The organism is Sharpea porci (assembly GCF_009695655.1).
GTDB classification, from domain to species: domain Bacteria; phylum Bacillota_I; class Bacilli_A; order Erysipelotrichales; family Coprobacillaceae; genus Sharpea; species Sharpea porci.
On the sequence record NZ_VUNM01000005.1, the window covers coordinates 22,389 to 47,668 of the forward strand.

At 35.2% G+C, this 25,280-nt stretch carries 29 protein-coding genes; 10 read left to right on the top strand and 19 right to left on the bottom strand.

All coding sequences use genetic code 11. The annotated features are described in order from the left end of the window. Positions 1-20 precede the first annotated feature (20 nt). The 5 genes from FYJ79_RS03690 to FYJ79_RS12750 form a co-directional block, all read right to left on the bottom strand. The gene (locus FYJ79_RS03690) at positions 21-509 is read right to left on the bottom strand and encodes a biotin transporter BioY (RefSeq protein ID WP_195837007.1); all 489 of its coding nucleotides are present in this window, start codon (positions 507-509) and stop codon (positions 21-23) included. A gap of 119 nt (positions 510-628) precedes the next feature. Then, on the bottom strand, positions 629-1,972 hold the full coding sequence (locus tag FYJ79_RS03695; protein WP_154514615.1) for an MATE family efflux transporter: 1,344 nt from the start codon (positions 1,970-1,972) through the stop codon (positions 629-631). Between the two features lie 317 nt (positions 1,973-2,289). After that, positions 2,290-2,682: a flavodoxin family protein gene (locus FYJ79_RS03700; RefSeq protein ID WP_154514616.1), complete on the bottom strand. Its 393-nt coding sequence runs from the start codon at positions 2,680-2,682 to the stop codon at positions 2,290-2,292. 11 nt (positions 2,683-2,693) lie between these two features. Beyond that, positions 2,694-3,149, bottom strand: a complete 456-nt coding sequence (locus FYJ79_RS03705) for a ferritin-like domain-containing protein (RefSeq protein ID WP_154514617.1) — start codon at positions 3,147-3,149, stop codon at positions 2,694-2,696. Between the two features lie 142 nt (positions 3,150-3,291). Then, positions 3,292-3,819: a TetR/AcrR family transcriptional regulator gene (locus FYJ79_RS12750; RefSeq protein ID WP_154514618.1), complete on the bottom strand. Its 528-nt coding sequence runs from the start codon at positions 3,817-3,819 to the stop codon at positions 3,292-3,294. A gap of 147 nt (positions 3,820-3,966) precedes the next feature. On the opposite strand from FYJ79_RS12750, the gene FYJ79_RS12680 reads away from it, so the two are divergent. From FYJ79_RS12680 to FYJ79_RS03720, 3 genes are read left to right on the top strand one after another with little or no spacing between them, the layout of a single operon-like run. Continuing rightward, positions 3,967-4,092, top strand: a complete 126-nt coding sequence (locus FYJ79_RS12680) for a hypothetical protein (protein WP_268233734.1) — start codon at positions 3,967-3,969, stop codon at positions 4,090-4,092. Positions 4,093-4,095: 3 nt separating this feature from the next. Next, positions 4,096-4,380: a LytTR family DNA-binding domain-containing protein gene (locus FYJ79_RS03715; protein ID WP_229771304.1), complete on the top strand. Its 285-nt coding sequence runs from the start codon at positions 4,096-4,098 to the stop codon at positions 4,378-4,380. 27 nt (positions 4,381-4,407) lie between these two features. Further along, on the top strand, positions 4,408-4,809 hold the full coding sequence (locus tag FYJ79_RS03720; protein ID WP_154514619.1) for a DUF3021 domain-containing protein: 402 nt from the start codon (positions 4,408-4,410) through the stop codon (positions 4,807-4,809). Positions 4,810-4,867: 58 nt separating this feature from the next. Here FYJ79_RS03720 and FYJ79_RS03725 read toward each other — a convergent pair whose 3' ends face one another. The 7 genes from FYJ79_RS03725 to pdxR all read right to left on the bottom strand — a co-directional run bounded on the left by FYJ79_RS03725 (position 4,868) and on the right by pdxR (position 10,597). After that, positions 4,868-5,350 (bottom strand): pyridoxamine 5'-phosphate oxidase family protein, encoded by a 483-nt coding sequence (locus tag FYJ79_RS03725; protein ID WP_154514620.1) that lies wholly within the window; start codon positions 5,348-5,350, stop codon positions 4,868-4,870. A gap of 13 nt (positions 5,351-5,363) precedes the next feature. Then, a complete protein-coding gene (locus tag FYJ79_RS03730; RefSeq protein WP_154514621.1) occupies positions 5,364-5,903 on the bottom strand; it encodes an RNA 2'-phosphotransferase in 540 nt (179 codons plus the stop codon). A 62-nt stretch (positions 5,904-5,965) separates the two neighbouring features. Beyond that, positions 5,966-6,457, bottom strand: coding sequence for a hypothetical protein (locus FYJ79_RS03735; protein ID WP_154514622.1), 492 nt, complete (start codon positions 6,455-6,457; stop codon positions 5,966-5,968). A 140-nt stretch (positions 6,458-6,597) separates the two neighbouring features. Then, positions 6,598-8,535: an oleate hydratase gene (locus tag FYJ79_RS03740; protein WP_154514623.1), complete on the bottom strand. Its 1,938-nt coding sequence runs from the start codon at positions 8,533-8,535 to the stop codon at positions 6,598-6,600. 69 nt (positions 8,536-8,604) lie between these two features. Beyond that, complete coding sequence (locus tag FYJ79_RS03745) at positions 8,605-8,850, bottom strand: GyrI-like domain-containing protein (protein ID WP_154514624.1); 246 nt, start codon at positions 8,848-8,850, stop codon at positions 8,605-8,607. A 159-nt stretch (positions 8,851-9,009) separates the two neighbouring features. Next, entirely contained in the window at positions 9,010-9,159 is a 150-nt protein-coding gene (locus FYJ79_RS03750) for a hypothetical protein (protein WP_154514625.1), read from the bottom strand. A gap of 28 nt (positions 9,160-9,187) precedes the next feature. Continuing rightward, positions 9,188-10,597: a MocR-like pyridoxine biosynthesis transcription factor PdxR gene (gene pdxR / locus FYJ79_RS03755; RefSeq protein WP_154514626.1), complete on the bottom strand. Its 1,410-nt coding sequence runs from the start codon at positions 10,595-10,597 to the stop codon at positions 9,188-9,190. A gap of 107 nt (positions 10,598-10,704) precedes the next feature. Here pdxR and pdxS point away from each other — a divergent pair, with 107 nt between their 5' ends. The 3 genes from pdxS to FYJ79_RS03770 all read left to right on the top strand — a co-directional run bounded on the left by pdxS (position 10,705) and on the right by FYJ79_RS03770 (position 13,182). Beyond that, positions 10,705-11,580 (top strand): pyridoxal 5'-phosphate synthase lyase subunit PdxS, encoded by an 876-nt coding sequence (gene pdxS / locus FYJ79_RS03760; protein ID WP_154514627.1) that lies wholly within the window; start codon positions 10,705-10,707, stop codon positions 11,578-11,580. Between the two features lie 2 nt (positions 11,581-11,582). After that, entirely contained in the window at positions 11,583-12,158 is a 576-nt protein-coding gene (pdxT, locus tag FYJ79_RS03765) for a pyridoxal 5'-phosphate synthase glutaminase subunit PdxT (protein WP_154514628.1), read from the top strand. Positions 12,159-12,417: 259 nt separating this feature from the next. Beyond that, positions 12,418-13,182, top strand: coding sequence for a DUF4097 family beta strand repeat-containing protein (locus tag FYJ79_RS03770; RefSeq protein WP_154514629.1), 765 nt, complete (start codon positions 12,418-12,420; stop codon positions 13,180-13,182). A 49-nt stretch (positions 13,183-13,231) separates the two neighbouring features. On the opposite strand, the gene FYJ79_RS12815 is transcribed toward FYJ79_RS03770, so the two are convergent. The 3 genes from FYJ79_RS12815 to FYJ79_RS03785 form a co-directional block, all read right to left on the bottom strand. Beyond that, on the bottom strand, positions 13,232-13,369 hold the full coding sequence (locus tag FYJ79_RS12815) for a hypothetical protein (protein WP_407695589.1): 138 nt from the start codon (positions 13,367-13,369) through the stop codon (positions 13,232-13,234). Positions 13,370-13,878: 509 nt separating this feature from the next. Next, a complete protein-coding gene (locus FYJ79_RS03780; protein ID WP_154514630.1) occupies positions 13,879-14,181 on the bottom strand; it encodes a type II toxin-antitoxin system RelE/ParE family toxin in 303 nt (100 codons plus the stop codon). A gap of 2 nt (positions 14,182-14,183) precedes the next feature. Continuing rightward, positions 14,184-14,432 carry a type II toxin-antitoxin system prevent-host-death family antitoxin gene (locus FYJ79_RS03785; RefSeq protein WP_154514631.1) on the bottom strand — a complete coding sequence of 83 codons (249 nt, stop codon included), beginning with the start codon at positions 14,430-14,432 and terminating at the stop codon, positions 14,184-14,186. A 407-nt stretch (positions 14,433-14,839) separates the two neighbouring features. Between FYJ79_RS03785 and scfA the strand changes: the two genes are divergently transcribed. The 3 genes from scfA to FYJ79_RS03800 all read left to right on the top strand — a co-directional run bounded on the left by scfA (position 14,840) and on the right by FYJ79_RS03800 (position 18,039). After that, positions 14,840-14,986 carry a six-cysteine ranthipeptide SCIFF gene (scfA, locus tag FYJ79_RS03790; protein ID WP_154514632.1) on the top strand — a complete coding sequence of 49 codons (147 nt, stop codon included), beginning with the start codon at positions 14,840-14,842 and terminating at the stop codon, positions 14,984-14,986. 98 nt (positions 14,987-15,084) lie between these two features. Further along, positions 15,085-16,578 carry a thioether cross-link-forming SCIFF peptide maturase gene (gene scfB / locus FYJ79_RS03795; RefSeq protein WP_154514633.1) on the top strand — a complete coding sequence of 498 codons (1,494 nt, stop codon included), beginning with the start codon at positions 15,085-15,087 and terminating at the stop codon, positions 16,576-16,578. A gap of 69 nt (positions 16,579-16,647) precedes the next feature. Continuing rightward, positions 16,648-18,039 carry an aminotransferase class V-fold PLP-dependent enzyme gene (locus FYJ79_RS03800; protein WP_195837008.1) on the top strand — a complete coding sequence of 464 codons (1,392 nt, stop codon included), beginning with the start codon at positions 16,648-16,650 and terminating at the stop codon, positions 18,037-18,039. A 361-nt stretch (positions 18,040-18,400) separates the two neighbouring features. Here FYJ79_RS03800 and FYJ79_RS03805 read toward each other — a convergent pair whose 3' ends face one another. The 4 genes from FYJ79_RS03805 to FYJ79_RS03820 all read right to left on the bottom strand — a co-directional run bounded on the left by FYJ79_RS03805 (position 18,401) and on the right by FYJ79_RS03820 (position 23,321). After that, positions 18,401-19,048, bottom strand: coding sequence for a putative bacteriocin export ABC transporter (locus FYJ79_RS03805; protein ID WP_154514635.1), 648 nt, complete (start codon positions 19,046-19,048; stop codon positions 18,401-18,403). 3 nt (positions 19,049-19,051) lie between these two features. After that, a complete protein-coding gene (locus FYJ79_RS03810; RefSeq protein WP_195837009.1) occupies positions 19,052-21,046 on the bottom strand; it encodes a hypothetical protein in 1,995 nt (664 codons plus the stop codon). Positions 21,047-21,283: 237 nt separating this feature from the next. Continuing rightward, the gene (locus FYJ79_RS03815) at positions 21,284-22,516 is read right to left on the bottom strand and encodes a sensor histidine kinase (protein ID WP_195837010.1); all 1,233 of its coding nucleotides are present in this window, start codon (positions 22,514-22,516) and stop codon (positions 21,284-21,286) included. Between the two features lie 109 nt (positions 22,517-22,625). Beyond that, complete coding sequence (locus FYJ79_RS03820; RefSeq protein ID WP_154514638.1) at positions 22,626-23,321, bottom strand: response regulator transcription factor; 696 nt, start codon at positions 23,319-23,321, stop codon at positions 22,626-22,628. 515 nt (positions 23,322-23,836) lie between these two features. Between FYJ79_RS03820 and FYJ79_RS03825 the strand changes: the two genes are divergently transcribed. Continuing rightward, the gene (locus FYJ79_RS03825; protein WP_154514639.1) at positions 23,837-25,051 is read left to right on the top strand and encodes a hypothetical protein; all 1,215 of its coding nucleotides are present in this window, start codon (positions 23,837-23,839) and stop codon (positions 25,049-25,051) included. The last annotated feature ends 229 nt before the right edge of the window (positions 25,052-25,280 follow it).

A 25,280-nucleotide genomic window follows, 5' to 3' on the forward strand; every position in this document is an offset into this window, starting at 1 on the left:
TTGTCAGCAAAACGCCGTGTTTATCGCAATTCATCCCGCCACCTATAGAGGTGGGGGATTTCTTGCTCACGGCGTGTTAAAGCATCACCAACAAGAAATGGCAATACACAAACGAGAAAACTATTGTTGAAAGATGGTTTTGTAAGATACATAAAATAGCCACATCCCACGCTATAGGAAATATCTGTACCAACAATCATGCCCACAAGATTCCTAAGTTTGTGATCATAGTTATGGACAAACCAACTGCTGACATAAGCCATAATAGGAAAAGCCAATAAAAATCCCCCATTAGGTCCAATAAGATGATCAATACCACCGGTAAAGTTTGCAAAAACAGGCAAGCCGATTGCCCCCATAAATAGATAGACCAATGTCATCATCAAAGCCTGATTCTTGTTGAAAGTCATGGCAATGACATATATCGCAAGAGTCTGTAGACTTATAGGAACCATACCTGGGAATGAGATTACTATTTGTGCACCAATAACCAGCAGTGCAATAGCCATCGCTCTTTCAACGATACAATTTGTCTTATTCTTTATATTTGGATTCCCCTTTATGTGCGTCATTATAACACAAGATTTCTTATTTTGAAGTTCAAATATTAAAAATAAAAAAAGGACATCTAAGCGATGTCCAATTGATAGATATGATGATGATAAGCACTTTTATAGAGAATCCAGGAAACAATGAGAGCGATGGCTTCTGATATTGGGAAAGTAATCCATACACCCATGACACCAAAATAGCGAATGAGTATAAAGGATAAGGGAATGGTCAGAATGAACTGACGCAGCAGAGAAATAAAGAGCGAATACTTACCCTCGCCGATAGCTTCAAAGACCCCGGACATCACAATACCGAATGTTGAAATCACAAAACCTAGGGCTAAGACACGCAAGCCAGGAATACCCATGGTCATCATTGTTTCATTGGCACTAAATAAGGATAATATTGGTTTTGTCGCAACAATAAAGAGGACTGTGCCAGCTAAGAGTATAGCCCCGATTGTCTTTGTCGTAATCATAATGGTCTCTTTCATACGCTTAAAATCACGGGCACCATAATTGAAGCTGATAATAGGACGCATACCCTGAATAACACCATTGGATGGCATATAGACAAATGTCTGCAGCTTATAATAAATACCAAAGAATGCAACCGCAGTTTGTGATGAAAGCGAAAGAATCATATTCAACAAAGATACAAGGATGGATGGCAAGCACATCATTAAACATGATGGAATCGCAATCGCATAGATTTCTTTAAAGGCTGAAAAATGGAGACGTGTTTTCAGATGAAGATGAATGGGTGTCTTTAAATAAGTAAAGAGGATGATGGAAAGAATGCAGGAACTAAACTGTCCAATAATAGTGGCAATAGCAGCCCCAGCAACGCCTAAAGCTGGCATATGGAAATAGCCAAAAATAAGAATCGGATCGAGAATGATATTTACGAGCGCACCAACCATCTGCATGATCATTGGAACAACCATATTACCACAAGCCTGAAACATCTTTTCAATCGCAATATGAATAAAAGAAGCAAATGTCAACGTAATAACAATCATCCCATACTGTCTGCCATAATCAAGAACGGATTGCTTTGTCGTAAAAAGAGAAAGAAAAGGCTGAATGAGAAAAAGTCCAATAATCACAAAGATTAATGAGTGCAAGAAACTCATATAAATACCCTGTGTTGCGATATAGGAAGCCTTCTTCTCCTCATTGGCACCTAAATGACGGGCAATAAGTGCATTCATGCCCACTCCTAAACCAACACTCATCGCTAGCGAGAAATTCTGTAAAGGAAAGATGAGTGAAACAGCTGTTAACGCATCTTCTCCTAGCTTTGCGACAAAAATACTATCGACTACATTATAAAGTGACTGGATCAACATGGAGATCATTGGGGGAAATGCCATCGACATCAATAAAGGGAAAATAGGTTTATCTTTCATTTGATTCATAAATATCCTCCTGACATAAAAAAAGCTACAAACCCGACTATTTTTCTCAGAAATAGCCAAATTTGTAGCTTTGTTTCTTTAAGCAAGCTCTATTCTATAGGAAGAACGCCTAGAATGCAAGCCGTTTTCGAAAAGTATTGTCCCATTGTGTGCGCATCGCTAACAGTTCATCATCTCTTTAAGACTTGTCTCACCATTAGAGAAATGTCATTCCAAGCAAGAATGTTAATGACAATGCATTGACAAAAGTAAGCAGAACGTGCGCAAGGTATCAAGAACTTCCTTTATGAAAAATCAATGTGCATATAGCCAGCCCATTAAAGCATCTTTTTCGCAAACTGCTGAGCTTCTTTGATTTGTGTATCATTAGCCTTTCCACGCACATAGAACACTTCATCCGCAACCTGAATGCCCTTTTGTTTTAGTTCTTCTTTGATGACTTCGATGGCATGTTTTGAAATCCAAGAAGTAGAAAAGACAGCTGCCTTCTTTACATTCTTTGCATCTATTTCTTTCAAATATGACTTAAGATGTTGATCAATACCATAAGCATAAAGTGCACCACCGATAAATAATACATCAACAGGCTTATTAAGTTTGCCTGCTGAATCATCAACAGAAACAGCTTTAATATCTAAGCTTCTGGCAATCTCGTCAGCCACAAGTTTTGTATTGCCTGATCTCGAATAATAACGTACTGCACAGTTCATACTTACGCCTCCTATAATTGTTGAACTAACCAGTTATTTCTACCAATACATTCAATTAATTCAAGCTGAGCTTCACCCCAGTACATGTCTTCTTCTTCATCCTGGTAATATTTCACTAAGATGTCATATGTTGTATAGTCCTGGCGTGCTTCTTCAATCATTGGTGCTAAAGCAGCTAGGCCGTCTTTAGAAACCTGTAAGTCATACTTAATCCATTCAACTGGATCTTTGCATACTTTACCTTCAGCCTTAGCTTCGAGCTTTACTTCACATCCTAAGTCAAGCAAACGATCGATACACTGCTGTACATAGCCTCTTTCTTCAGTGGCATGTTCTGCATACTTGTCTGCAAGCTTATTGAAGCCTTCAGCCTTGAATACTCTTGACTGAATCATGTGGCCGTCGGCCTGCTGTGATAACTGTGTAATGATCATCTGTAATCCTTCTAAATACTGTTTGTTTTCCATATTTCTATCTCCTTATCATTTTAATTGTGTGTAATTAAGTTGTCCTCAACTACAATTACATTGTACACAATCTAAATAAGAAAACAATAAAGAAAAAAGATGCTTTCTCTCATAATGAGAGAAATATACATTATTCTCTCACTTACAAAAGCAGCACCTTTAATCTTTCTGGTAAAGCGAGTATCATATCATCCAATAGTTGATCAATTGATATCTTTTCTTCATCTAAAAGCCATTCACATATCAATGCAACACTTCCATATGCATAGATTTTAATAATGGCTTTAAGGCTTTGATCAAGGTCTTGTCTTTTTGATACCTCATCACTAAGCAATTCTATCCAAGTATAAGCCATATAACCGATAAAAGAGTCCATCCCACTTGTATGCAACAATAAATTACGTATATATTTCCTCAGATTATAGAGATAAACTAAACCCTCTTTCAGTCCTGATTTCCAGTCTTCACCCTGTTCCATGATATTTCTTGAATGTTGGCTATAATCCCAGGCAATCAAATCAAATTTATCACTAAAGTGGCGATAAAAGGTAGCAGGTGAATAGCCGCTTTCATCCGCAATATCCTGAATCGTAATCTTGTCGACTGGCTTTTTTGAAGCAAGTTCCTGAAAGGAAGCTACAAGGATTTCTTTTGTCGTTTGTCTTTTCACGCATTTCACCTCTTCCTTCTCTTATTCTACAAGAAAACTGTTCTTCCTCCAATCTATTTCTTCTTGCATCTTAACACTCCATTTTTGCATCTTAGCAATACCTTTAAGACAATAATCATGTATGCTTGAGTCGAAGAGGTGAAGAAAATGTATGTGAAAATAGAAATTGACAGTTCTCTAAAAGAACCCTATGCCATCATCTATACGAATACGATGACTGAAGAAATTCAAAAAGTTGTTGATTATCTCGACAATAAAGATTCCCCACTTTGAGCTATGCAGGAAGATCGTATTATCATTCTCAAACAAGAAGATATCTATCTGATTCGTGTTGAAGGTGGAAAGACCATGATTTATACATCTGATGCCTGTTATCAATCGAAGAAAAGACTCTATGAAATCTATCAAAGTGTCGATAAAACATTTATGCAGATTTCAAAACAAACAATTATTCATTTTACCTACTTACAAAGTGTTGAAACCTCCTGGAGTGGCACTTTTCTAATCAAGCTGAAGAACCATCAGTTTGATTATGTTTCAAGAAAATATTTGCCTGCATAAAAAAGTATTTAGGTCTATAAGAAAAATATGAAAAGACGATTATTGAAAAGTATTTTTGAAGGTATATCCATTGATTGTATGATTTTTGAATGTATTTATAGTGGGACATTTTCACTGACATCCTACCAATTCACAAAGATGGTCATTGGGGCAATGCTTGTTGGTTTTGGCTTTTCGATACCGTCCTTCATCTATGAAAATGAGAAGTATTCCTTACTTGTACAAACACTGATTCATATGAGAATTGGTGTTATCGTGATGATTATTGTGGGCTGGATTCCCTTGAATTATGGCCTTTCAACTGCAATCTTCATGATTGTTCTAGAAATAGCGATATCTATCTTGATTTGGTTGATCTACTGTCTTCAAAATAAAAAGCTCGTCAAGAGCATGAATGAGCGTATTCATGAAATACAGAGTAAAAAATAACACTGTCTTTTCAATAGCGAAAAAAAAGATGACGAGATGTCATTGCATCTTGCCATCTTTATGATTCCTTGACATGCTTTCCTGTCATTTTCTCAATATCCATTTGCAGCATACAGATACGAGATATCGTTTTAGCTATTAAGTCTTCAACATCTTCTTCACTAGGATAATATTTATTACCAAGCTTTCTTAAATGATAGATAAGGCTTTTCTGATCAGTGACTTCATGAATTGTCCCAAGACAAATAACACTATGAAAATGCATTGGCCACTCCCCTTCATTTTGATAGCCTTCATCAAGGATAGTAAAGCACACTTTATTATTTTCCCTCAACAAATCCAGTTTTAATCCTTCTTTTGCGCCATGGAAATAAAGCTTGCCATTTTCTTCATCATAATATTGGTTGATAGGAACACTATAAGGAAAGCCATTTTCACCATGCATCGATAATACACCTCGTGGTGCTTTTTTCAAAACCTCAATACATTCTTCCCTTGTTATTTCTTGTTTAAAACGTCTCATTTTACGATAGTTATACATATTATTGCCTCGCTTATTGTTTTTGTAGATATTGAACAGGTACTTCTTTTGTCAGATAGACATGATTGACAGAAAGATAGAAATGATAGCCATCTTCATACATCTTTCTTGCATTAATTTTATAGATGACACATTTTCCATGCCTGCTGCCAACCTTCTGTGCTGTCTCTGTATCTAAAGAGAGATGCACATAGAGTCTTGTCTTAGGAATGAGTCCTATTGCATCTATCGAGGCAACATACTTTTCACCCGTTCCATGCCATAATATATCCGGGGGAACAACTTCTTTCAGTTCGACATCAACAGGAATAGAATGGCCCTGATTAGCACGTATCATCGTATGATCCTCATTAAAACTATATCGCTGCTTATTATCTGAAGCCACAATATCTTCAAGAAGATCTTTGTTGAAATTTGGATATTTGCGTTGTATGCCAGCAATCAGCTCATCCACCTTAGCCCATCCATGTTGATCTAGAGTGATACCAATGGCCTGTGGCTTGTGCCTTAAAATAAAAGCAATGTATTTTCCTATTTGAGTCTTCTGATCCATGTTCTCACTTCCTTGAATATTGTAAGAGCCTTTTCATCCTACTTCAACAAAAAGATTTCCATTCATGCGAATAACCATTTTGTTAGTTTTCTAGTAAAAGGTGAAGCGGCAAAGATATTCCAGAAGAAGGCCATGGGGAAGTTCTCCATAAGTGTGCCTACAAAAATAGCAGGTAACTGAAGAAGAGGCTGATGTCCAAGAATAATACTAAAAAGAATAGAAGCAATAAGACTCATGGATGGACACATAATCATAATTGTTGCTCCCTGACGCATCAACATACAGAAGTAGGAAGGATCACTCTCCTGATCACAAAGACTGTTTGCGAGATGTTGACCAAGACGATTGCCATAGAGTGTTGAAATTATAAAGACAATAATACCCATATAGCTTGCCTCTTTTAAAGCAGCTAGAAAGACATCATTATGCATCGATGAAAACCCACCCACCTGCATATGATAGCCTAGCTTGTAAGCAATATTATAGACTTCCATACCAATAGCCATTGAATAGGACATAATGAGGCTAAAAATCATACTTTGCATTTTTTTCATAACATCTATCCTCCTCAAAGTAGAAATAAATAAAGCGCAGCCTCTAGGAGACTACGCCAATTAAGACTTATTTCTTCTTTGTGGGTTACACTTTATTACCTTATTTTAATCTTTTTTGACATAAATACAAGCTGAAAAGTTTAGGATTTCTTTTTATGCAACAATGCTGCAACAGTCATAAGTGAAGCAACGGTCACGCCTGCACCAATCTTTGCCGCCTTTGAATCTTTGAGTTCAGAGACTTTCGAAGTCACTTCGACTTTGACTTTAGGCATTTTTACGATTGGGGCAAAGTCCTTTTTCTCTGCTGCTCCAAGTTTTATCAATAGCTTAGATATTTCTGTATTATTGATGAGTTTGAAAGCACCAGCTATTGCAGCTTTCTGACTTGCAGGCAATGGCCAGTCCTTGATCATCTTGCCATCATTCATCTTCACGCCCGCTTTAATCAATTCTCGCACATCAAAGATAGATCCCCATACTTCTGGAACCCCTCTATCAACATTACATAATGTATAGACAGCTTCCATAGCTGTACGGATGGAATATTCTGTTGTAAAGACTGTGTCTCTTGGTGTTTCGGCATACTGGCCGACAAATGCCATATTGACTGAACCTTCAGGTACAACCAATGGGCGATCGCCATAAGCACGTGGTTCAAAGAATGATGTGACATAAGGCATCATACATGGTGTTGTATTGCATTCTTTGGCAAGTGCATCTATCTCATCAACTGGAATACCAATATGATAGAGCCATTCTTGACATAACTCTTCACCAGTACACTTATACATTGGCTTATGCACATAATCACCATCATCATCCCAGCAATTCAAGCCATAAACCCAGATCAAGCAATGATCGTCAGGCTGATCAACGAACTGTCCTTGACGGTTAATTGTCCAGCTTAATAACCATGATGAATCTTTTGCCGTAACAATACCACCAGTAACAACCTTACCACTTAATGGGTCACGATGACAGATCTTTTCAATTGCACTTAAGATCTGCTTATTTGCTGTATCAACAGTCCAGCTTTCCCAGCTTGTTTCCTTGATATCTCTGAAGAATTTATCAGGATGTCCAAAAGCATCATCCTGCGCTGCTAACTTCTTCCAGAGTTCAATGGAAGGACCCTGACCATTCTTGATTGTGATTTCTGGGGCATGTGTCTGGTCACCATAAGCACTGCCATCACCTTGTGAACCATTGGTAATAAATACAAAGTCATCGTCTGTAAGTTCAATGTGTTTTTCCACACCATCCTGTACATAGGCGATAGAACGAGCTACTTTTCTTGTTGGAGATGTTTCACACTGGATATCGGTAACTTGTGTATTATAGGCAATCTTACCACCGGCATCTTCGATATATTTCAACATTGGAAGAATCATGGATTCATACTGATTATAACGCGTAAAGCGCAGGGCACTTAAGTCAGGTAAACCATCAATATGGTGAATATATCTTTGCATATAGAGCTTCATTTCAAGAGCTGAATGCCATTTTTCAAAGGCAAACATTGTCTGCCAGTAAATCCAGAAGTTTGTCTTGTAGAAATCTTCATCAAAGACATCATCAATTGTCTTGTCGGCAAGTTCTTCATCCGTTGAAAGCATAAGCTTAAGAATCTGTTTTTCCGCATTCTTATTTAATCCATATTGGCGATCAGTATGGGCATCCTGGCCTTGTTTTTCTGTTACACGACAAAGAGAATAGTTTGGATCTTCTTTATTAAGTTTGTAATATTCAGAGAAAATGGTTTCACCAGGATTGACAATGGAAGGAATGGATCTAAAGAGATCCCACATACATTCAAAGTGATTATCCATTTCACGGCCACCACGCATAATATAGCCTTTTTGTGGGTCATGGAGACCATCACAAGAGCCACCAGCTACTGGAAGAGATTCAAAGACTGTAATGTTTTCACCGGGCATTTGTGCATCCCTAATAAGAAAACAAGCTGCAGCTAAACCGGCAAGGCCAGAACCAACGATATAAGCATGTTTCTTTTCTATGCCTTCAGGCTTTTCAGGCTTCGCAAAAGCTTCATAATTACCACTACTGTAATACATAAGATGTCCTCCTTAATCAATAATTGACCATTGGTCATTTTCTATACCATAATCATAACGTAAGCCCTTTCAAGTGTCAATTGTTTTCATACAAATACAAAAAAAGAGATGCATCAACATCCCTTTAATGGCAACCAAATTGCACAATTCATATTGCGCATCCTGCATATCATCGGCTTGATAGACTTCAAGCATCAATGATGAATCCAGCTGTCGCTTTTGTCCTTCTCGTGGATACCAATCCTGCCATATTTCTGTATTAAGTTTTTGCAGGCTATCAGGCAAAGGGCCGTACGTTGTAAAAATCGCCCACATGCAAGCAGGATATTCAAGAAGTTTTCAACCTTCTACGACTTCTCCACCATTGTATAATCCAGCAATCTAGTACTCAAAACAATCACCTTTTTGTTTTCACAAATCCCAAACGCACCAATCTTATTGATCAATAACTGCTTGTTCCAAGGTGTTTTCAGGTTATTGGGTTTGAAAGAGATGGGAGAATCTTTCACTATATGCCTTCTGCCAAAAGGCAGGACATTCTTTATAGCCTTCTTCTTGTTTGATTGTTTTATGAAAACCAATAAATGTGAGTGCTTCTTTCTTTGCATATTTGACATCCATCATTCTTTTCTCCAATTCTAATATGAATATCTCATATTCTTACATCATGAACAAGATGATAAATACAATCAAAGACTTCTGCCATATGTTCGAGTTCAAGATTAGAATAGTGAATAATATACATATGCCTATGACTTGTATGATGATCCATATAATAATCAGATAAAGACTGCATATGAATGCCCTTTTCTTCAAGTCTTCTCTTTACCTCTTCTTCTGATAGATCCGTTTTAAGTTTCATTAAGAAATGCAAGCCTGATTCATTTTCATGGACCTCACAAATAGTATGCAAAGGACTTGCATTCAAGATTTCAAGTAGCTTTTTACGTTTTCTAGAGTAATAGAGGCGCATGCGATTAATATGTTTTTCAAAATAGCCCTCGTTGATGAATGAAGCTAAGGTATATTGTTCTATATTTGAAACGGTACATGAAGAGAAGGCAAGATGCTCATAGTATTTATTGGCAAGATGAACAGGAAGAATCATGTAACTGATGCGCATTGTTGGAGCAAGGGATTTGGAGAAGGTATTCATGTAGATGACCTTTTCACAGCCATCAATACTCAAGAGTGTTGGAAGGGGCTTGCCATGGCTTCTTAGCTCGCTATCATAGTCATCTTCAATAATATAACGTCCATTCTTTTCATTCGCCCAGCCTAAGATTTCATAACGACGACTTGCCGGCATGGTAATGCCTGTCGGAAAATGGTGATTAGGACAAATATGGGCAATATCAACATGTTGATTTTCTAGCTCACAAGGCATGATGCCATTTTCATCAATATTGGCATAAACGCACTCAACACCATATTGTTGATAAATCTGCATGAGTTTCTTGTAGCCAGGATTTTCTATACCATAACAATAATCATTTCCTAATAGCTGAATAAGAAGCCCATAGAGATATTCCGTACCTGCGCCAATGATAATTTGATTAGGATCAACACGCATTCCCCGGAAAGATGCGAGATGCTTACTGATAGCTTCCCTTAATTCATAGAGTCCATTAGCTGGTGCAACATTCATTAATTCCTTTCGCTTATGTGACAAATTATCTCTTGATAGCTTAGCCCAGATAGAAAAAGGAAAGTTATCAGGATTAATCATATTATTAGACAAATCGTATGTATAGGTTTTTGGTGGTTGGGGAACTTTTATATCGAGATTAATGGATAGTTTTTGGGGCATTTTTTTCAGTCCTTCTATCTGTGAGACAAAGTATCCTTTTCTTGGATAAGTGTAAATATAGCCTTCACTGATCAACTGGTCATAGGCATTTTGAATCGTTATGGTACTCATGCCATGATGGGAAGCAAAGCTTCGTTTGGAGGGCAGCTTTGTCCCTGGGGCGAGTTGACCACTGATAATATCGGATTTTATGGCCTGATAAACTTGTTCGTATAGGGGGATATCTTTGTTTGTAAAGGTATAGGTCAGCATCTTTATCTTCTCCTTCTGGCATCTTATATTTATTTAATTTGGATATTTTTATATAACCAGTTAAATTGTATGATATCACCAAGAAGAATACAAGGGGGAATAAAAATATGAGTAATGAAAGATATGCATTGAATAAAGGGCTGGCACAAATGCTTAAGGGTGGTGTGATTATGGATGTCACAACACCAGAACAAGCCAGAATTGCCCAGGAGGCAGGAGCATGTGCTGTCATGGCACTTGAAAGAATACCTGCTGATATCAGAGCTGCTGGTGGAGTTTCACGAATGAGTGATCCAAAAATGATTAAGGGCATTCAGGAAGCTGTCAGCATTCCGGTCATGGCGAAATGCCGTATTGGCCATTTTGTCGAAGCACAGATTCTTGAAGCTATTGATATTGATTATATTGATGAATCCGAAGTACTTTCTGTCGCTGATGATGTCTATCATATTGATAAGACAACTTTCAAAGTACCATTTGTCTGTGGCGCAAGAGACTTAGGTGAAGCTTTAAGAAGAATTAATGAAGGGGCTTCAATGATTCGTACAAAGGGCGAACCTGGTACTGGTGATGTTGTTCAGGCAGTCCGTCATATGCGTAAGATGAACGCTGAAATTAGAAAAATTGTGGCGATGGAAAAAGATGAACTCTTTGAAGAAGCTAAACAGCTTCGTGTTCCTTACGACTTAGTACTTTATGTTCATGAACATAAAAGACTTCCTGTTGTCAATTTTGCCGCAGGTGGTGTTGCCACACCAGCCGATGCCGCTTTAATGATGCAGCTAGGAGCCGAAGGTGTCTTTGTCGGATCAGGTATCTTTAAGTCTGGAGATCCCGCAAAACGTGCTTCAGCCATTGTTCAGGCAGTTACAAACTATCAGGATGCAGCTCTTATCGCAAAACTCTCAGAAGATCTTGGAGAAGCAATGGTAGGTATTAATCCAAGTGAAATCAAGGTGATCATGGAAGAAAGAGGACAATAATTATGAGAGTTGGCATATTAGCTTTACAAGGAGCTTTTATTGAACATGAAAAGATAATCCAAAATTTAGGTGCAGAAGTTGTTGAAATAAGACAATTAAAAGATCTTGATGGCATTGATGGCCTGATTCTTCCAGGAGGCGAAAGCACAGTCCAGGGTAAGCTTTTAAGACAGCTTAACTTACTTAAGCCAATTCAACAGCTCATCAATGAAGGTTTACCTGTTCTTGCGACTTGTGCTGGTCTTATTCTTCTAGCTAAAACAATAGATGGCGAAGAGAGCGCCCACCTAGGCACATTGCCAATCGTCATTAAACGAAATGCCTATGGAAGACAGCTGGCCAGCTTTACTTCAGATATTGACATTAAGCCTGTTGGTTCTTATCCCGCTGTTTTTATCCGTGCACCTTATATTGAATCTGTAAATGATGATGTTGATATTCTTGGTGTTGTCAATGACCATATTGTCGCTGTTCAATATCACAATCAGTTAGGCTTCTCCTTTCATCCCGAACTTACAAATGATCCTAGAATTCATGAATACTTTCTTTCACTTATTAAAAACAACCATCATAACTAGCTTTACATTCAAAAAGACTATAGGGCATCGCTCCTATAGCCTTTTTATTATAGTTCCTATTTGATAGCTATAACTGTAATCCATGGCTTTCTTTCATGATGAAAACAATCAATATTTTTAAATCCTGCCTTTTTTAGAGTTTCTTTAATGAACTATTCATAATCCTTGTCAACCAAGGTACCATGTTTTACAATAAAGCCATCAGGTCCACCACCTGTATTATTCACATTCTATTAAAATAGAATAGAAGGAGTATAAAATGAAAAGAAAGCATATTATTTTTCTAGTTATAATCATTGTTATTGGTATTGTTGCTTTATTTTATGGGGCAATGAGACATTTAGATATAACTATGGATAATGGTCGTTTCAGTATTTCCATGGATTCCCCTAAAAAAGCTACTGTCCATAAAAATCTTGAAGCCTTTGACAGCATCGACATCAAACTCAACAATGCAGATATTGAGCTTAAAAGTGGCAATAACTATGCCCTGTTCTATCATGGCAAGAAAGACGAATGTCCTACTGCCACAATCAAAGATGGCCTACTTACTATAAAAGAAAGCCATACTCATTCTTTAAGCAATAATAATCCTGAATTAGTCATCACTATTCCAAAGAATATCAACACGCTTGAGAATGTCTCTCTTGTATCCAGTGATGGTGATATCACTATTGACCCAATCAATAAATTAAGCATTCATGCATTGACGATGGATAGCAGTAATGGTGATCTTGATTTAGAACAAAGCATTGTCAATAATCTAATAGCAACATCATCTAATGGTGATATCGATGTTGAAGATAGCAGCTTGACAACATCCAGCTTAAAAACAAGCAATGGTGATATTTCTGTCAGTCTAGCTGATCATCTTAATAATTATTTTGTTTCAGTGAAAAGTGATTCAGGTGATATTTCTATTGGTGATAATGACTATGACTCTGGATCAATTCAAGTTGGTCATGGTTCTCAAAAGATTACTGCACAAACTGATAATGGTGATATTGATATTGAAAATGATTAATTTCATCTGTTTTAAAAGAGCAAGTATTCGAAATGCTTGCTCTTTTCTTTTATCTTTTCTTAAAACGTCCAACTTTTGTAAGTCTATTAGGTAGCTTGGGAAGTTTTCCTGATGTCTGAATAATTGCTTTTTCTTCACATACAGCAATACACTTACCACATTTTGTACAATCAAAGTCATCAATCATATGAATATATTTAGATTTACCTTCAATACATTCCGCATACAAATGCCGTTAGAAAGATACTGACAGCTATTTTGATATTTTTTGTTTTCATTGAATATAGCTCCCTTCCTGTAATAAAAACCATGTTCTTTATGTCCAAGAAGATTGTATATTTTTAACCACATCAAAAATATGCCCTTTTTTTCTCAATTTCATATTCCTTTTTAATCTTTTAAAATACAAAAAGAAGAAGGAACAAAAAGGTGACTCACTTTTTTGTTCCTTCTTCTCATTTATGAAGCTTCGCTTATAAGTATCATGGAAAGTCATGAAATTCTTATTTAATCGAGATATCTAAAATAAGCATTTCATTCAACAAAAAAGCTAGAAATCTAAAGCTTACCAGGCAGATAAGATCATGATTTTTCTAGCTCTCATTCAAGTATTATTATAAGGAAACAGGGTAAGCCCCCCTTCCTGTCTCTATATATTTTAAGAAATAAGTTAAATTTTTATAGCAAGTGTAGCGTTTAGGAATCAAAAATTTTTGTTATGTCTTGATAACGATTAATTACACGATAGATTTCCAAATAGTCATTATTAACCATATAAATAATGATAAAATTCTTCCATATAATATACTTATATTTCGTATGAAAGGTAACACGCTTAGATAAATCTGAACCTATTTTTGGAAACATTCGAAGATTTTCAAACTTATCATAAATCATACCGATCGTTTTAGTAGCGTATTCTTTATTATCATCTGCAATGTAGTCAAAAATATCCGTCAAATCATTTATAACAACTGGATTGATTCGAAGTTTTAACATCTTTATTTACCCACAGCTGCTTTTAACTCTTCTAAAGTTAACCATCCATCACCATTTTTCACTGCTTCTTCTGCTTCCTGTAATTTCATTAGAAGCTTTTTTTCTGCACGTTCTCGCTCGTAATCTTCTATGTCCATCACTACAAAACGACCTCTGCCATTTTTTGTAAGAAATACTGGTTCTCCTTTATGGCAGTGTTTTAAAACCTCATTATAATTTCTCAAGTCAGATACTGGTAAAATATGAGACATAATCTTTCAACTCCTTTTCTTTTAATAAATCTTTCTACCCTTAGTATATAATATATTTCGAAATATTCAACGTAATTTTTTACAGCAACAAAAACAAACTTTAAACAAAATGCATTTTTAAATACCCCTGTTTTCTATGGAAAAACGTTCTATGAAATAGAAAAAGATATTATATGGGTTGATTGTTAATATGAAGGAGTTATATCAAACATGATCTTATGAAGTTGAGTGAAAGACTATAAACCAATGCTTTTTCATTTCACCAATTATAATCATAGCTTCTAAGTAAAGTGCTAATATTGAAACTCTTTATGTGCGATAGCACTAGTTGTGTATTGTCTAGAATATCATATTGTGCTACAATTCTCGTAAATAAAGAGGATTCAAGAATTTGGAGGAGATTCATTATGAAGAGAATTAAAACACTTGAAACTAAAGACCTTTGCGCAAGTGCAAAAACTGGTGGATGTGGCGAATGCCAGACTTCATGCCAGAGTGCTTGTAAGACAAGCTGTGGTGTTGCTAACCAGCAGTGTGAAAATAAGAACAAATAATTGTCTTTAGGCAAATTCCCATGCCGCCGATAAGGCGGCTCTTTTATTGTCCAAACAATAAAAACAAAAAATTGATTAATTAATGGAGTGAATGATAAATGGTACATCAATATAAATTGAACAATTATAACATTGTTCTTGATACTTGTTCAGGTTCAGTACATTCTGTTGATGATGTTGCTTATGACATCATTGCCATGTATCCTGATCATGATGAACAAGAAATTGTGAATGCGATGATGGAGAAATATGGCGAAAGGCCGGATGTGACTCCTGAAGATATTCGCTTTTGTATTGAAGACATTACAACTTTAAAGAATAATCACAAATTATTTACCCCTGACACCTATGAACCACTTGCTGGAGAATTCAAGAAAAGAAATGTCGGGGTCATCAAAGCATTATGTCTACATGTATCCCATACATGTAATCTAAATTGTGAATACTGTTTCGCAAGCCAAGGGAAATATCATGGTGATCGTGCATTAATGAGCTTTGAAGTGGGTAAAAGAGCTATTGACTTCTTAATTGAAAACTCAGGCACACGTCACAACTTAGAAGTTGACTTCTTTGGAGGTGAACCACTATTAAACTGGGATGTATGTAAACAGGTTGTTGCCTATGCCCGTTCAAGAGAAAAAGAAACAGGTAAACATTTCCGTTTCACTGTAACGACAAATGGTATGCTTATTGATGATGACATGATTGATTTTTGTAACAAAGAGATCAGCAATGTTGTTCTTTCATTAGATGGACGTAAGGAAGTCCATGATCGCACACGTGTTGACTACAAAGGAAATGGCAGTTATGACCAGATTGTTCCTAAATTCCAGAAAATCGTGAAAGCACGTGGTGGAAAGAACTACTATATGCGTGGCACTTTCACCCATGCCAATACTGATTTCACAAACGATGTCTTGCATATGGCTGATCTTGGTTTCACAGAATTGTCAATGGAACCTGTTGTTTCTAAGCCAGGTGATCCTCTTGCTTTAACAGAAGAAGATTTACCTATCATCAAAGAACAGTATGAAATACTCGCAAAAGAAATGTTAAAACGCGACCGCGAAGGGAAAGGTTTCACATTCTATCATTATATGATTGACCTGAAATCAGGACCATGTATCTATAAGAGAATTTCAGGCTGTGGTTCAGGAACAGAATATATGGCGGTAACACCTTGGGGTGACTTATACCCTTGCCATCAGTTTGTTGGGGAAGAGAAATTTAAATTAGGCGATATCTATCACGGTGTTACAAATCATGAAATTCAGGAAGACTTCCGTTCATGTAATGCTTATGCAAGACCTGACTGTCAGGATTGCTGGGCTAAGCTTTATTGTTCAGGTGGCTGTGCTGCCAACGCCTACCATGCAACTGGTAGTGTGAAAGGCATCTATGAATATGGATGTGAATTATTCCGTAAGAGAATGGAATGTGCCATCATGTTGCAGGTGGCGGAAGACTTGGAAGGAATCGATGGATCAGTAAGACATGGTTATACGTCTGCGAACTTCTCAGTTGGTGAAGGAAACTTAGCTGATGATGACTGCAGTGATTGCTCATCTGATGATTGCACAACAACGAAATAAAATAGACTACCAAAAGTTTTTCCTTTTGGTAGTTTTCAATTAGAATAGAAAAGCGAAAGGATGATTGTCATGAAACCAACCCATAATACATATACCCCAGTCGCCGACTTTATCGAAGACTATATTCAAAGTCATACAGTACGTGCCCATATGCCTGGTCATAAAGGTAGAGCCCCAACAGATAACCAGGATGCCATCTATGCTCATGATCTTACAGAAATCACCGGTGCAGATTCACTCTATGAAGCAGAAGGTATTCTTCTTCAAAGTGAAGAGATTGCAACTTCGCTATTTGGTTCCTATCATACCTATTACTCAGCAGGAGGCTCTTCACAATGTATCAAAACGATGTGTGCCCTAGCTTGTGCCTACCATTACCAAAATCATACACAACGCCCTTTGATACTTGCTGGACGTAATGCCCACAAGACATTCATCCATGCCTCACAGCTACTAAGATTTGATATCAGATGGCTAGAAAGCAGCGATGATGATTCCTTATGTGAATGCAAGATAACCCCTGCTTCACTTGAAAAAGCACTCTCTTCTTTAGATGCATTGCCTTGTGCGCTTTACCTGACAAGTCCTGACTATCTTGGTAATATCTTAGATATCAAAGAGCTAGCTGCAGTGTGTCATAAATATCATATGATCTTACTTGTCGATAACGCACATGGTGCTTATCTGAAATTCATGGATGAACCATTCATTCACCCCATTGATGCTGGGGCTGATCTAGTCTGTGATTCTGCCCATAAGACATTACCTGCTCTCACTGGTGCAGCTTATCTTCATATAAGCAAGCATGCGCCAGCAGCTCTTCTCAAGCTCTCAGCTACCATCAGGGATTATAGTGTCATGTTTGGTTCAACAAGTCCTTCTTATCTCATCATGGAGTCAATGGATCATGTAAATGAGTGGCTCATTAAGCATCCTGACGCCTATAAGCAATTTGCCATCAAAATAAGCAAATTAAAACAAAATATCAAAGCATTAGGTTTTCATTTAAGAGAGAATGAACCATTCAAAATTACGCTGTCCGTTCCTAATCAGGGAAAATCCTTGATGGCAGACCTTACTGCCCATCATATTGAATGTGAGTATGCTGATCCGGACTTTGTCGTATTGATGTTAACTCCCTTTAATAGCGATGAAGATCTTAGTCGTATTAATCATGTGTTTGCCTCCTTATCTCATAAGGAAAAATATCTTCAAAATAGAATGAAGCGGATGAAAACATCTCTTCCTGAAGTGAAGTATCAGCCTTATGAAGTCCTTTTTGCTTCAGAAGAAGAAATCAATGTTGATGAAAAATGTATTGGTCGTATCTGTGTCAGATGTCATATTGGCTGTCCCCCTGCCATTCTTCCCATTGTCCCTGGTGAAGTCATCAATGCACAAACTATCATAGTTTTAATGAAATATGACATCAAAACCATACATGTCCTCAAGAATTTATAAGATACAAAAAGCACTTATAACTTTACATGCTCTCTTCTAGATTTTGCATATTCGAGATTTTGATATACTTATGTATATCAACTCATAGCTATCACAGGAAGGAACAAAATATAGAAGATAAATACAAGGCTCAAAAGAAATATGCAAAGAATAATATAAAGAAACTAAGTTGTTCATATCCTGCTGAATTTGTCAATCAATTCAAGGATGCATGGAAAAAACTCAACATTAAAATTAAGATCAAGACAAAAGACCTATCAGTCGAATAAACGAATGATAGGTCTTTTAGGCATGTAATCTTTCAATCCTACCTAATATCATTTTTATCACATTTCTATGAACAAAGCTTATATCATATTGCTTATGTATGACTTAATTCAATGATTCTATGGCAGCTATTTGCGACATTCATATCATGTGTCACAATCACAATTGTTTTATGTTGTTGATTCATTTGAAGTAATTTATGCATGACGAGATCCCTATTGCTTGCATCTAAAGATCCTGTTGGTTCATCTGCTAAGATAATATCACAATCTTTAATGATCAGTTTAATTAGGGCAAGCCTTTGTTGCTCTCCTCCACTTAATTGATAGACTTTATTTTTAAGTTTACCTGTTAATTGGAATTCATCAAGAAGTCTTTCCATTTCTTCTTTTTGTATTTTCTTTGAAGTCTTCTTGTAAGCATAGGCAAGTTTTAAATTCCATTCAACAGTTTCATCTTCAACCAAACCATAGTTCTGAAATAAATAGCCTATTGTATATCTTCTAAGCATCATAGCATCTTTTGTATTGATATGCTTTATAGTTTTCCCTTTTATCATATAATGGCCTGATGTTGGCAAAGAGATTAATCCAAGGATATTAAGTAATGTTGTTTTACCACATCCACTCTCACCTACAATAGCAACCATCTCTCCTTCATTGATTTGCATATTCATATTATGTAGTACTGTTGTTCCTGCAAATGTCTTATTAAGATTTTCTATTTCAATAATTGGCTTCATCTCCTATTCCCCTTTCATGATTTCGGATATATTCCATAAAATCAGCTTATTAAACATAATAAAAAGTAATACAAAATCTAAGAAGACTGAAACAAAGATAATAAGTATATTTTGTTGTAAGAGGAATAATGGGATTGCAAGAACAAGAATAATCATTTCGATGATCAGTTGGTATTTCATACTTTTTATTCTTGAAAAGCCCATTAAATATTTGAGAGCATATCTTTTTCTATTAACCATTATCTCTAAATAGTTTGAAAAGAATATAATCATTATCAACGTTATGACAAATAACGCTACAAAAACAAAAGACTGATAAACAAGAAATTCATAATATCTAATATCATCAGATAGCGGTGTCAACATAGTTCCTGCTGAAAGCAAATTGTTAAGATCATACTTTTTTAAAAGCATTTTGTACGCATCTCGATCTTTTAACTCAAATGCCAGTTTCCCATTAGACATTTCTGATAAATACCATGTTCCTGCAAACTGTCTATGATCAATAAAGACAATCGCATTTCTTATTTCCTTCCCTGTTTCTAATAAGTATTCATTAAGTAAAGGTGTTATCTGATGATCTTGAATATAGATGATTTGAAAATCATGATGATCTTGTTCTGCTTTACCTAGATAGTAATTGTCATAGTTCATCATGGCATTATATTGCTCATGACAGAATGCTTCTACATCTTTATCACCTTTATATTTCTCAGGCACTAATATAACTGCTTGATCTTTAGGCAAAGATAACTTTTTACCATTCACCCCCACAAAATTCATATACCTCTCATAATAATTCTCATTAACAACTACATAATTATCAGAATAGGAATCATTTAATTTTTCAAAGCTTGTCTGGTGTATTTTATAATAGGCATCATTGGTGATAGATGTCATATTCGCATCCACAAGTAAAGCCTGATTGTTATATTCTCTATATAGGCTTTTCACATTCTTTGCGAGATGCTCAATATGATTATGATCTGAAAATACTTTGTCATACTCATCTGAATTAAAGCCATTGGATGTGAAATACTTTGATAGAACTCTATATTTGTTGATTGTATGAACTGAGGCATTATAGTTTTTCAGTTGATGAGAGAGTATTGAAATTGATATCGTCACAACAAGAATAAATACAATTTTTATTACATGAATGGCATTATTCATTGTTGAAGAATAGATATGATTCTTTATCACAGCATTGATATCAATGTTTCTTATACTAAACTGGGTAAACATTAATTGAATAATATTCATTATTCCAACCACACAAAATGTTATCAACAGGCCAATAAAGTAATCCCTGCTTACATTCTTATTCAACATACAATAACTAAAATGCAACAAGAACGTTACAACAAAAGCAATAAACTCCATTGGGATAAATTCAGAAAATGAATCCACAATCATTCTTCCCGATGAAAATCCATTAAGTTTCTTAATAGCATTGACTTTCATTCTAGATATTGTATAAGCCAATAAAATAAATTGTGATATGAGAAGAAGTATCAATAGATTCATTGCATTATTCTTAGCTACTTGCATATAGCTTACCTTGTCATTTTTTACAGGACTGATTGTTATTCCTAGTTTTTGGGCAATATCTCTTAGTTGCTTAGAAGATGCATTGGTTTTGAATGTTCCTGTTGAATCAATAAAATCCTCTTTACCTAGTGTTAGATATTTGATTTCTTTTTCTTTACTTAGTGGTTTTAAGGGAGACACTGAGATATCCTTCGTATCATAAACTTCATATTTCTGCATGCCATCCATGGATACTGGTTCTTTAATAATCTCTACAGAGATATTTCTTGCCAGCAATTCATTATAGAGCTGCCCTAAGTTCTCACCATTGGCTTCTTCTACATAATAGCTATTGTAATGGCTAACTCCCATATTATTGAGAAAATAAATATCATAAAAGGACTGCCCATAAATAAAGGAACATACTAACATTTGTCCAACAAGAAAAATGAGAAGAAATTTTTTCATATATATTACCATTCCTAAAGAATTAGGTAAGAGTCTAAAATATGAATCTGATACGGAACAACTCTCAAGAATATTGAATTCACTACTTTTTATCTTTCATATTTTAATATGCATAAAGCGGAGAGAAGTTCCCTATCATATAACTTTTTTCAATCTTATGTTCTCCTTTTTTCTATAACTCTTACCTAAAGGAATCATATCAACTCTCAATAACAGAATCATAACTTCATCCTCACTTTAACCTAACTTTTTAGGCAATGTGATATTTACTTGCATTCCATTATGATTTCTAAATTCTGTAGTTCCTGAATGTAATTCAATAATTCTCTTAACAACAACCGTTCCCCAACCGTGGACTTCATTGATATTTTGTTGTCCATTATTTATTCTTTGCGCCTTCTCTTCATTCATCCCAACACCATTATCACTAAAAGTCATGACTATATGATCAACTTCTTCTTTGATATAAATAGAGATGCGACACCCCTGTTCATTATGAACAATACTGTTGATAAGAAGATTATCGACAGCTCTCTTAAATAAATGCTCATCACCCTCTACATAGATTTTTCCTCTTTTAGAATCATGATCAAATACAAATTCATACTGATCCAATGCATAGATATTCATCACATCAGCGATGCATTCCCTCATAAGTCTACATATATCAATAGTTTTCGATTTAAGAATAAATTGTTGATTGTCTAATTGATTGATAAGATTTAAATCGTTGACGAGAAATGTGATTTTGAATGATTGATTCTTAATCACTTCTAGCATTTGTTTCTTTTCAATGTCCTGCTCTAAGTCACCAAGCTCCTCTGTCTTTCCTACAATAACTGATAAAGGCGTCCTGATATCATGTGACACGCCTGCTAACCATTCTTCTTTCATAGCATTTGTTTTCTTGACTATAAGCTTTTGTTCGTTGAGTCTCTTTGATACTTTGTTGATAGCTGCTTTTATATCTTTGAGATAGCCTTTTTCTTCTAATGCAATCTCTTCTTCTTGCGATACATCCAGTATGCCAGATACAACAGTATTCAGTTCTTTCATAAATATTAAAGACATATAATATGCTAATACAATGGTAATAAGTACATTAAAGAATACAAGAAGCACAAGAATCATTCTTGCCTCTTGAATTCCAACAGATAGGTTTGCCTTCCAGATACTATCAGGCGCATTTCCCAAGACAACAAGCCCTCCTGGTATATTCAACATCTCTACTGGATAGTCTTCAACATACCATTTTGAATAATCAATAAGTTCTCCCAATTCATAATTTCTTTTTAATTTCTTTGGAAGTTTATATGAATAAGCTAAACTTCCATTCTTTTTAAGAACCATCATCCATTGATAATGATCGTTGATATACTTTTTGCTATTCTTGCTGACTGTACAAGACTTCTCATCTATCTTTATCCCATCAATAAATTGAATCATTCTTTCAGGATCTTTTCTTTCCATGGAATGAGTCCATACTTTAATAAAAATGGTGTTGATAATGATTAATATGGAAACAATCACTACTGTGATCTTGATATATCTTTTAATTATGTTCTTCATGATATTCGTGTTAGACTTTTAATTTATAGCCAATTCCTTTAATAGTAAGTAAATATTGTGGTTCAGATGGATGCGCCTCTATCTTCTTTCTAATTCTTCTTATATGCATGATAAGACTCTGTTCATTGCCATCCATTTCTTCTCCCCAAATGGTTTCTGCAAGTGCATCCTTTGTCACAACGCGGTTCTTATTTTCATATAACTTTTTTAATATTGTTCTCTCTGTAGCTGTCATGCCAACACTTTCTTGTCCTTTAATAATAAGATTTTGTGAGAAATCAATCTCCACTTCTCCTAATTTAAAGAACAGATCTCTTGAATGATCAAATTGATAAGCACGTCTTAATATCGCTGAAATTCTAAAGATGAGCTCCTTCATCAAAAAAGGCTTAGTGATATAATCATCAGCCCCTAGTCCAAGCCCAACAAGCTTATCGACATCCTCATCTTTAGCTGTTAAGAAAATAACTGGCACATCTACATACTTTCTTGCAAATTGTAATATTTCATATCCATCTCCATCAGGCAGCATAATATCCAAGACAAGTAATTGAGGTCTTTCAGACATAAATAATGTTTTAGCCTCTTTTACAGTACTAGCTGAAATTGTTCTATAGAAGCCTTCTCTTAGAAGCTCTTGTTTTATATGTGTAATGATTTCTTTTTCATCATCTACAAGCAGTATTTTATATTCCTTGATATTCATACAGTCTCCTATTTTTGTAGTAAATTCTTAATGACAAATAATATCTTATATTTTTCTCAAAAAAATTGATAGTACCAATTAATACTATCAAATGATGTTCATAAGACTTCTTGAGATAAGCGTAAGTATAATTTTCTACTTATTTCAGGAAAGTAAGTATTTCGTTAACTTATACCATTTGTCATAATGTCTCATTTTCCATCTAATGAGAAGATCCTTTTAAGGATGAGTCAAGATAGAACGAGATTCATCACAAGTCAAAGCATTCTCATAGCTTGAATCACCCAAAGCAAATCATTTTCATAGTATTTACGTTATAAACATTTCATATACGTTGCTGCAAAAAGAATAACATACGCAAAATATTTTATACAGCACCTGAATTTACTGATTTCAATTATTCCCTATGTTAGAATTGAATTAGATAACACTATCAATAGTTTAACACTGGGTTTGTTCGCGAAATTTACATAGTCTCTAACGAAATAATAGTTTTCATAAATTGGAGGTAGAATATGAATCAAAAAGAAAGCATTATCAGCCCAAACGAACTCACTATAACTAACACTGAAAACGAATTAATAGAGCTTACTGAAGATTTGTTAAGAGATGCTAAAGCTTCTATTCATAACAATAAAACATTAAGTGTTCCTATTGCAGAATTATCTACTTTAGGTGCAGGTATTTCTTCATTGATTCCAGCATTTAATACAGTTACGCAAACAACATCAATTGCGACAGATGGTTTATACAGAGTTGCAAATTCAGCGGCAGGTGATATTTTAAAGCAAGCTAAAGATGGTACATATTGGGGAGCTATGAAAACAGCAACTGGCCGTTCTAAAATGGCCAAATTTGCTGAAGTAGGTCCTTTGAATGCAACAACACAAACTGTGGCTGCATTCAATCCAGGGACGATGTTAATGGCCGCAGCTCTATATTCTATAGAAAAGAATCTTGATGAAATAAAGAAAACGCAAAAGAAGATCATGTCATTCTTAGAAATAGAAAATGAATCGCAAATCGAAGCTGATCTTGAATCCCTTATGAGTATTGTTTCGAATTACAAATATAATTGGGATAACAAGCTCTCAATAGCAAGTAGTCATAAACTTGTTATTGACATTAAAAATCGTGCTAGAAAAAACATGAATGCCTATCAAAAGAAAGTCACTGATTCACTCTCATCAAAACAATATGTCGTTGCCCAAGGAAAAATAAATGCATTCCTATCAGAATTAGAAAAGAAATTTAAGTATTACAGATTATCTCTTTACATTTTCTCATTAGCATCATTGATAGAAATTATGCTAAGTGAAAATTATAGAGAAGATTATATCTGTAGAATCAAAAAAGAAGTTAAAACAATGTCTGATACATATCGTATGCAATTCACTAAAGCTTCTTTGTATTTAGAAAAAATGGCTAATATTGGCATAGAAACCAATATTGTAAAGGGAATAGGAACTGCTGGTAATACTTTGGGAAAATTTATTGGGAATATTCCTTTAATTAAAGAAGGTCCTGTTGATGAATTCTTGCAAGATAAAGGTTCCCATTTGCAGAAAAATGCTATGAAAATAGAACAAAAAGCGATACGTTCATTTGCGACATTGGGCAATCCAGAAACAAGTGTATTTGAAGATAGAATGGATGATATGATTCAAATCTTCAATCATACATCACAAATATGCTTTAATCAGGAAAAGATTTATCTAATGACAGATTAAGAAAAATGTTTATGATTATTTTTCTATAAATATCTCTGTTTTCTACGAAAAAAAGTTCTATGAAGGACTAATCTCAAATATGTTTCTTTAAAGTTAAATGGATGAAAAAAGTATTGGTTGTTGCTTTCTTAATAAGCAATAAACCAATACTTTTCATATTGCGTTTTATATTGTTATCGATTGTTTCTTACGAACATAATTTTCGCTCATTTGTAATCATAAAGCCAGG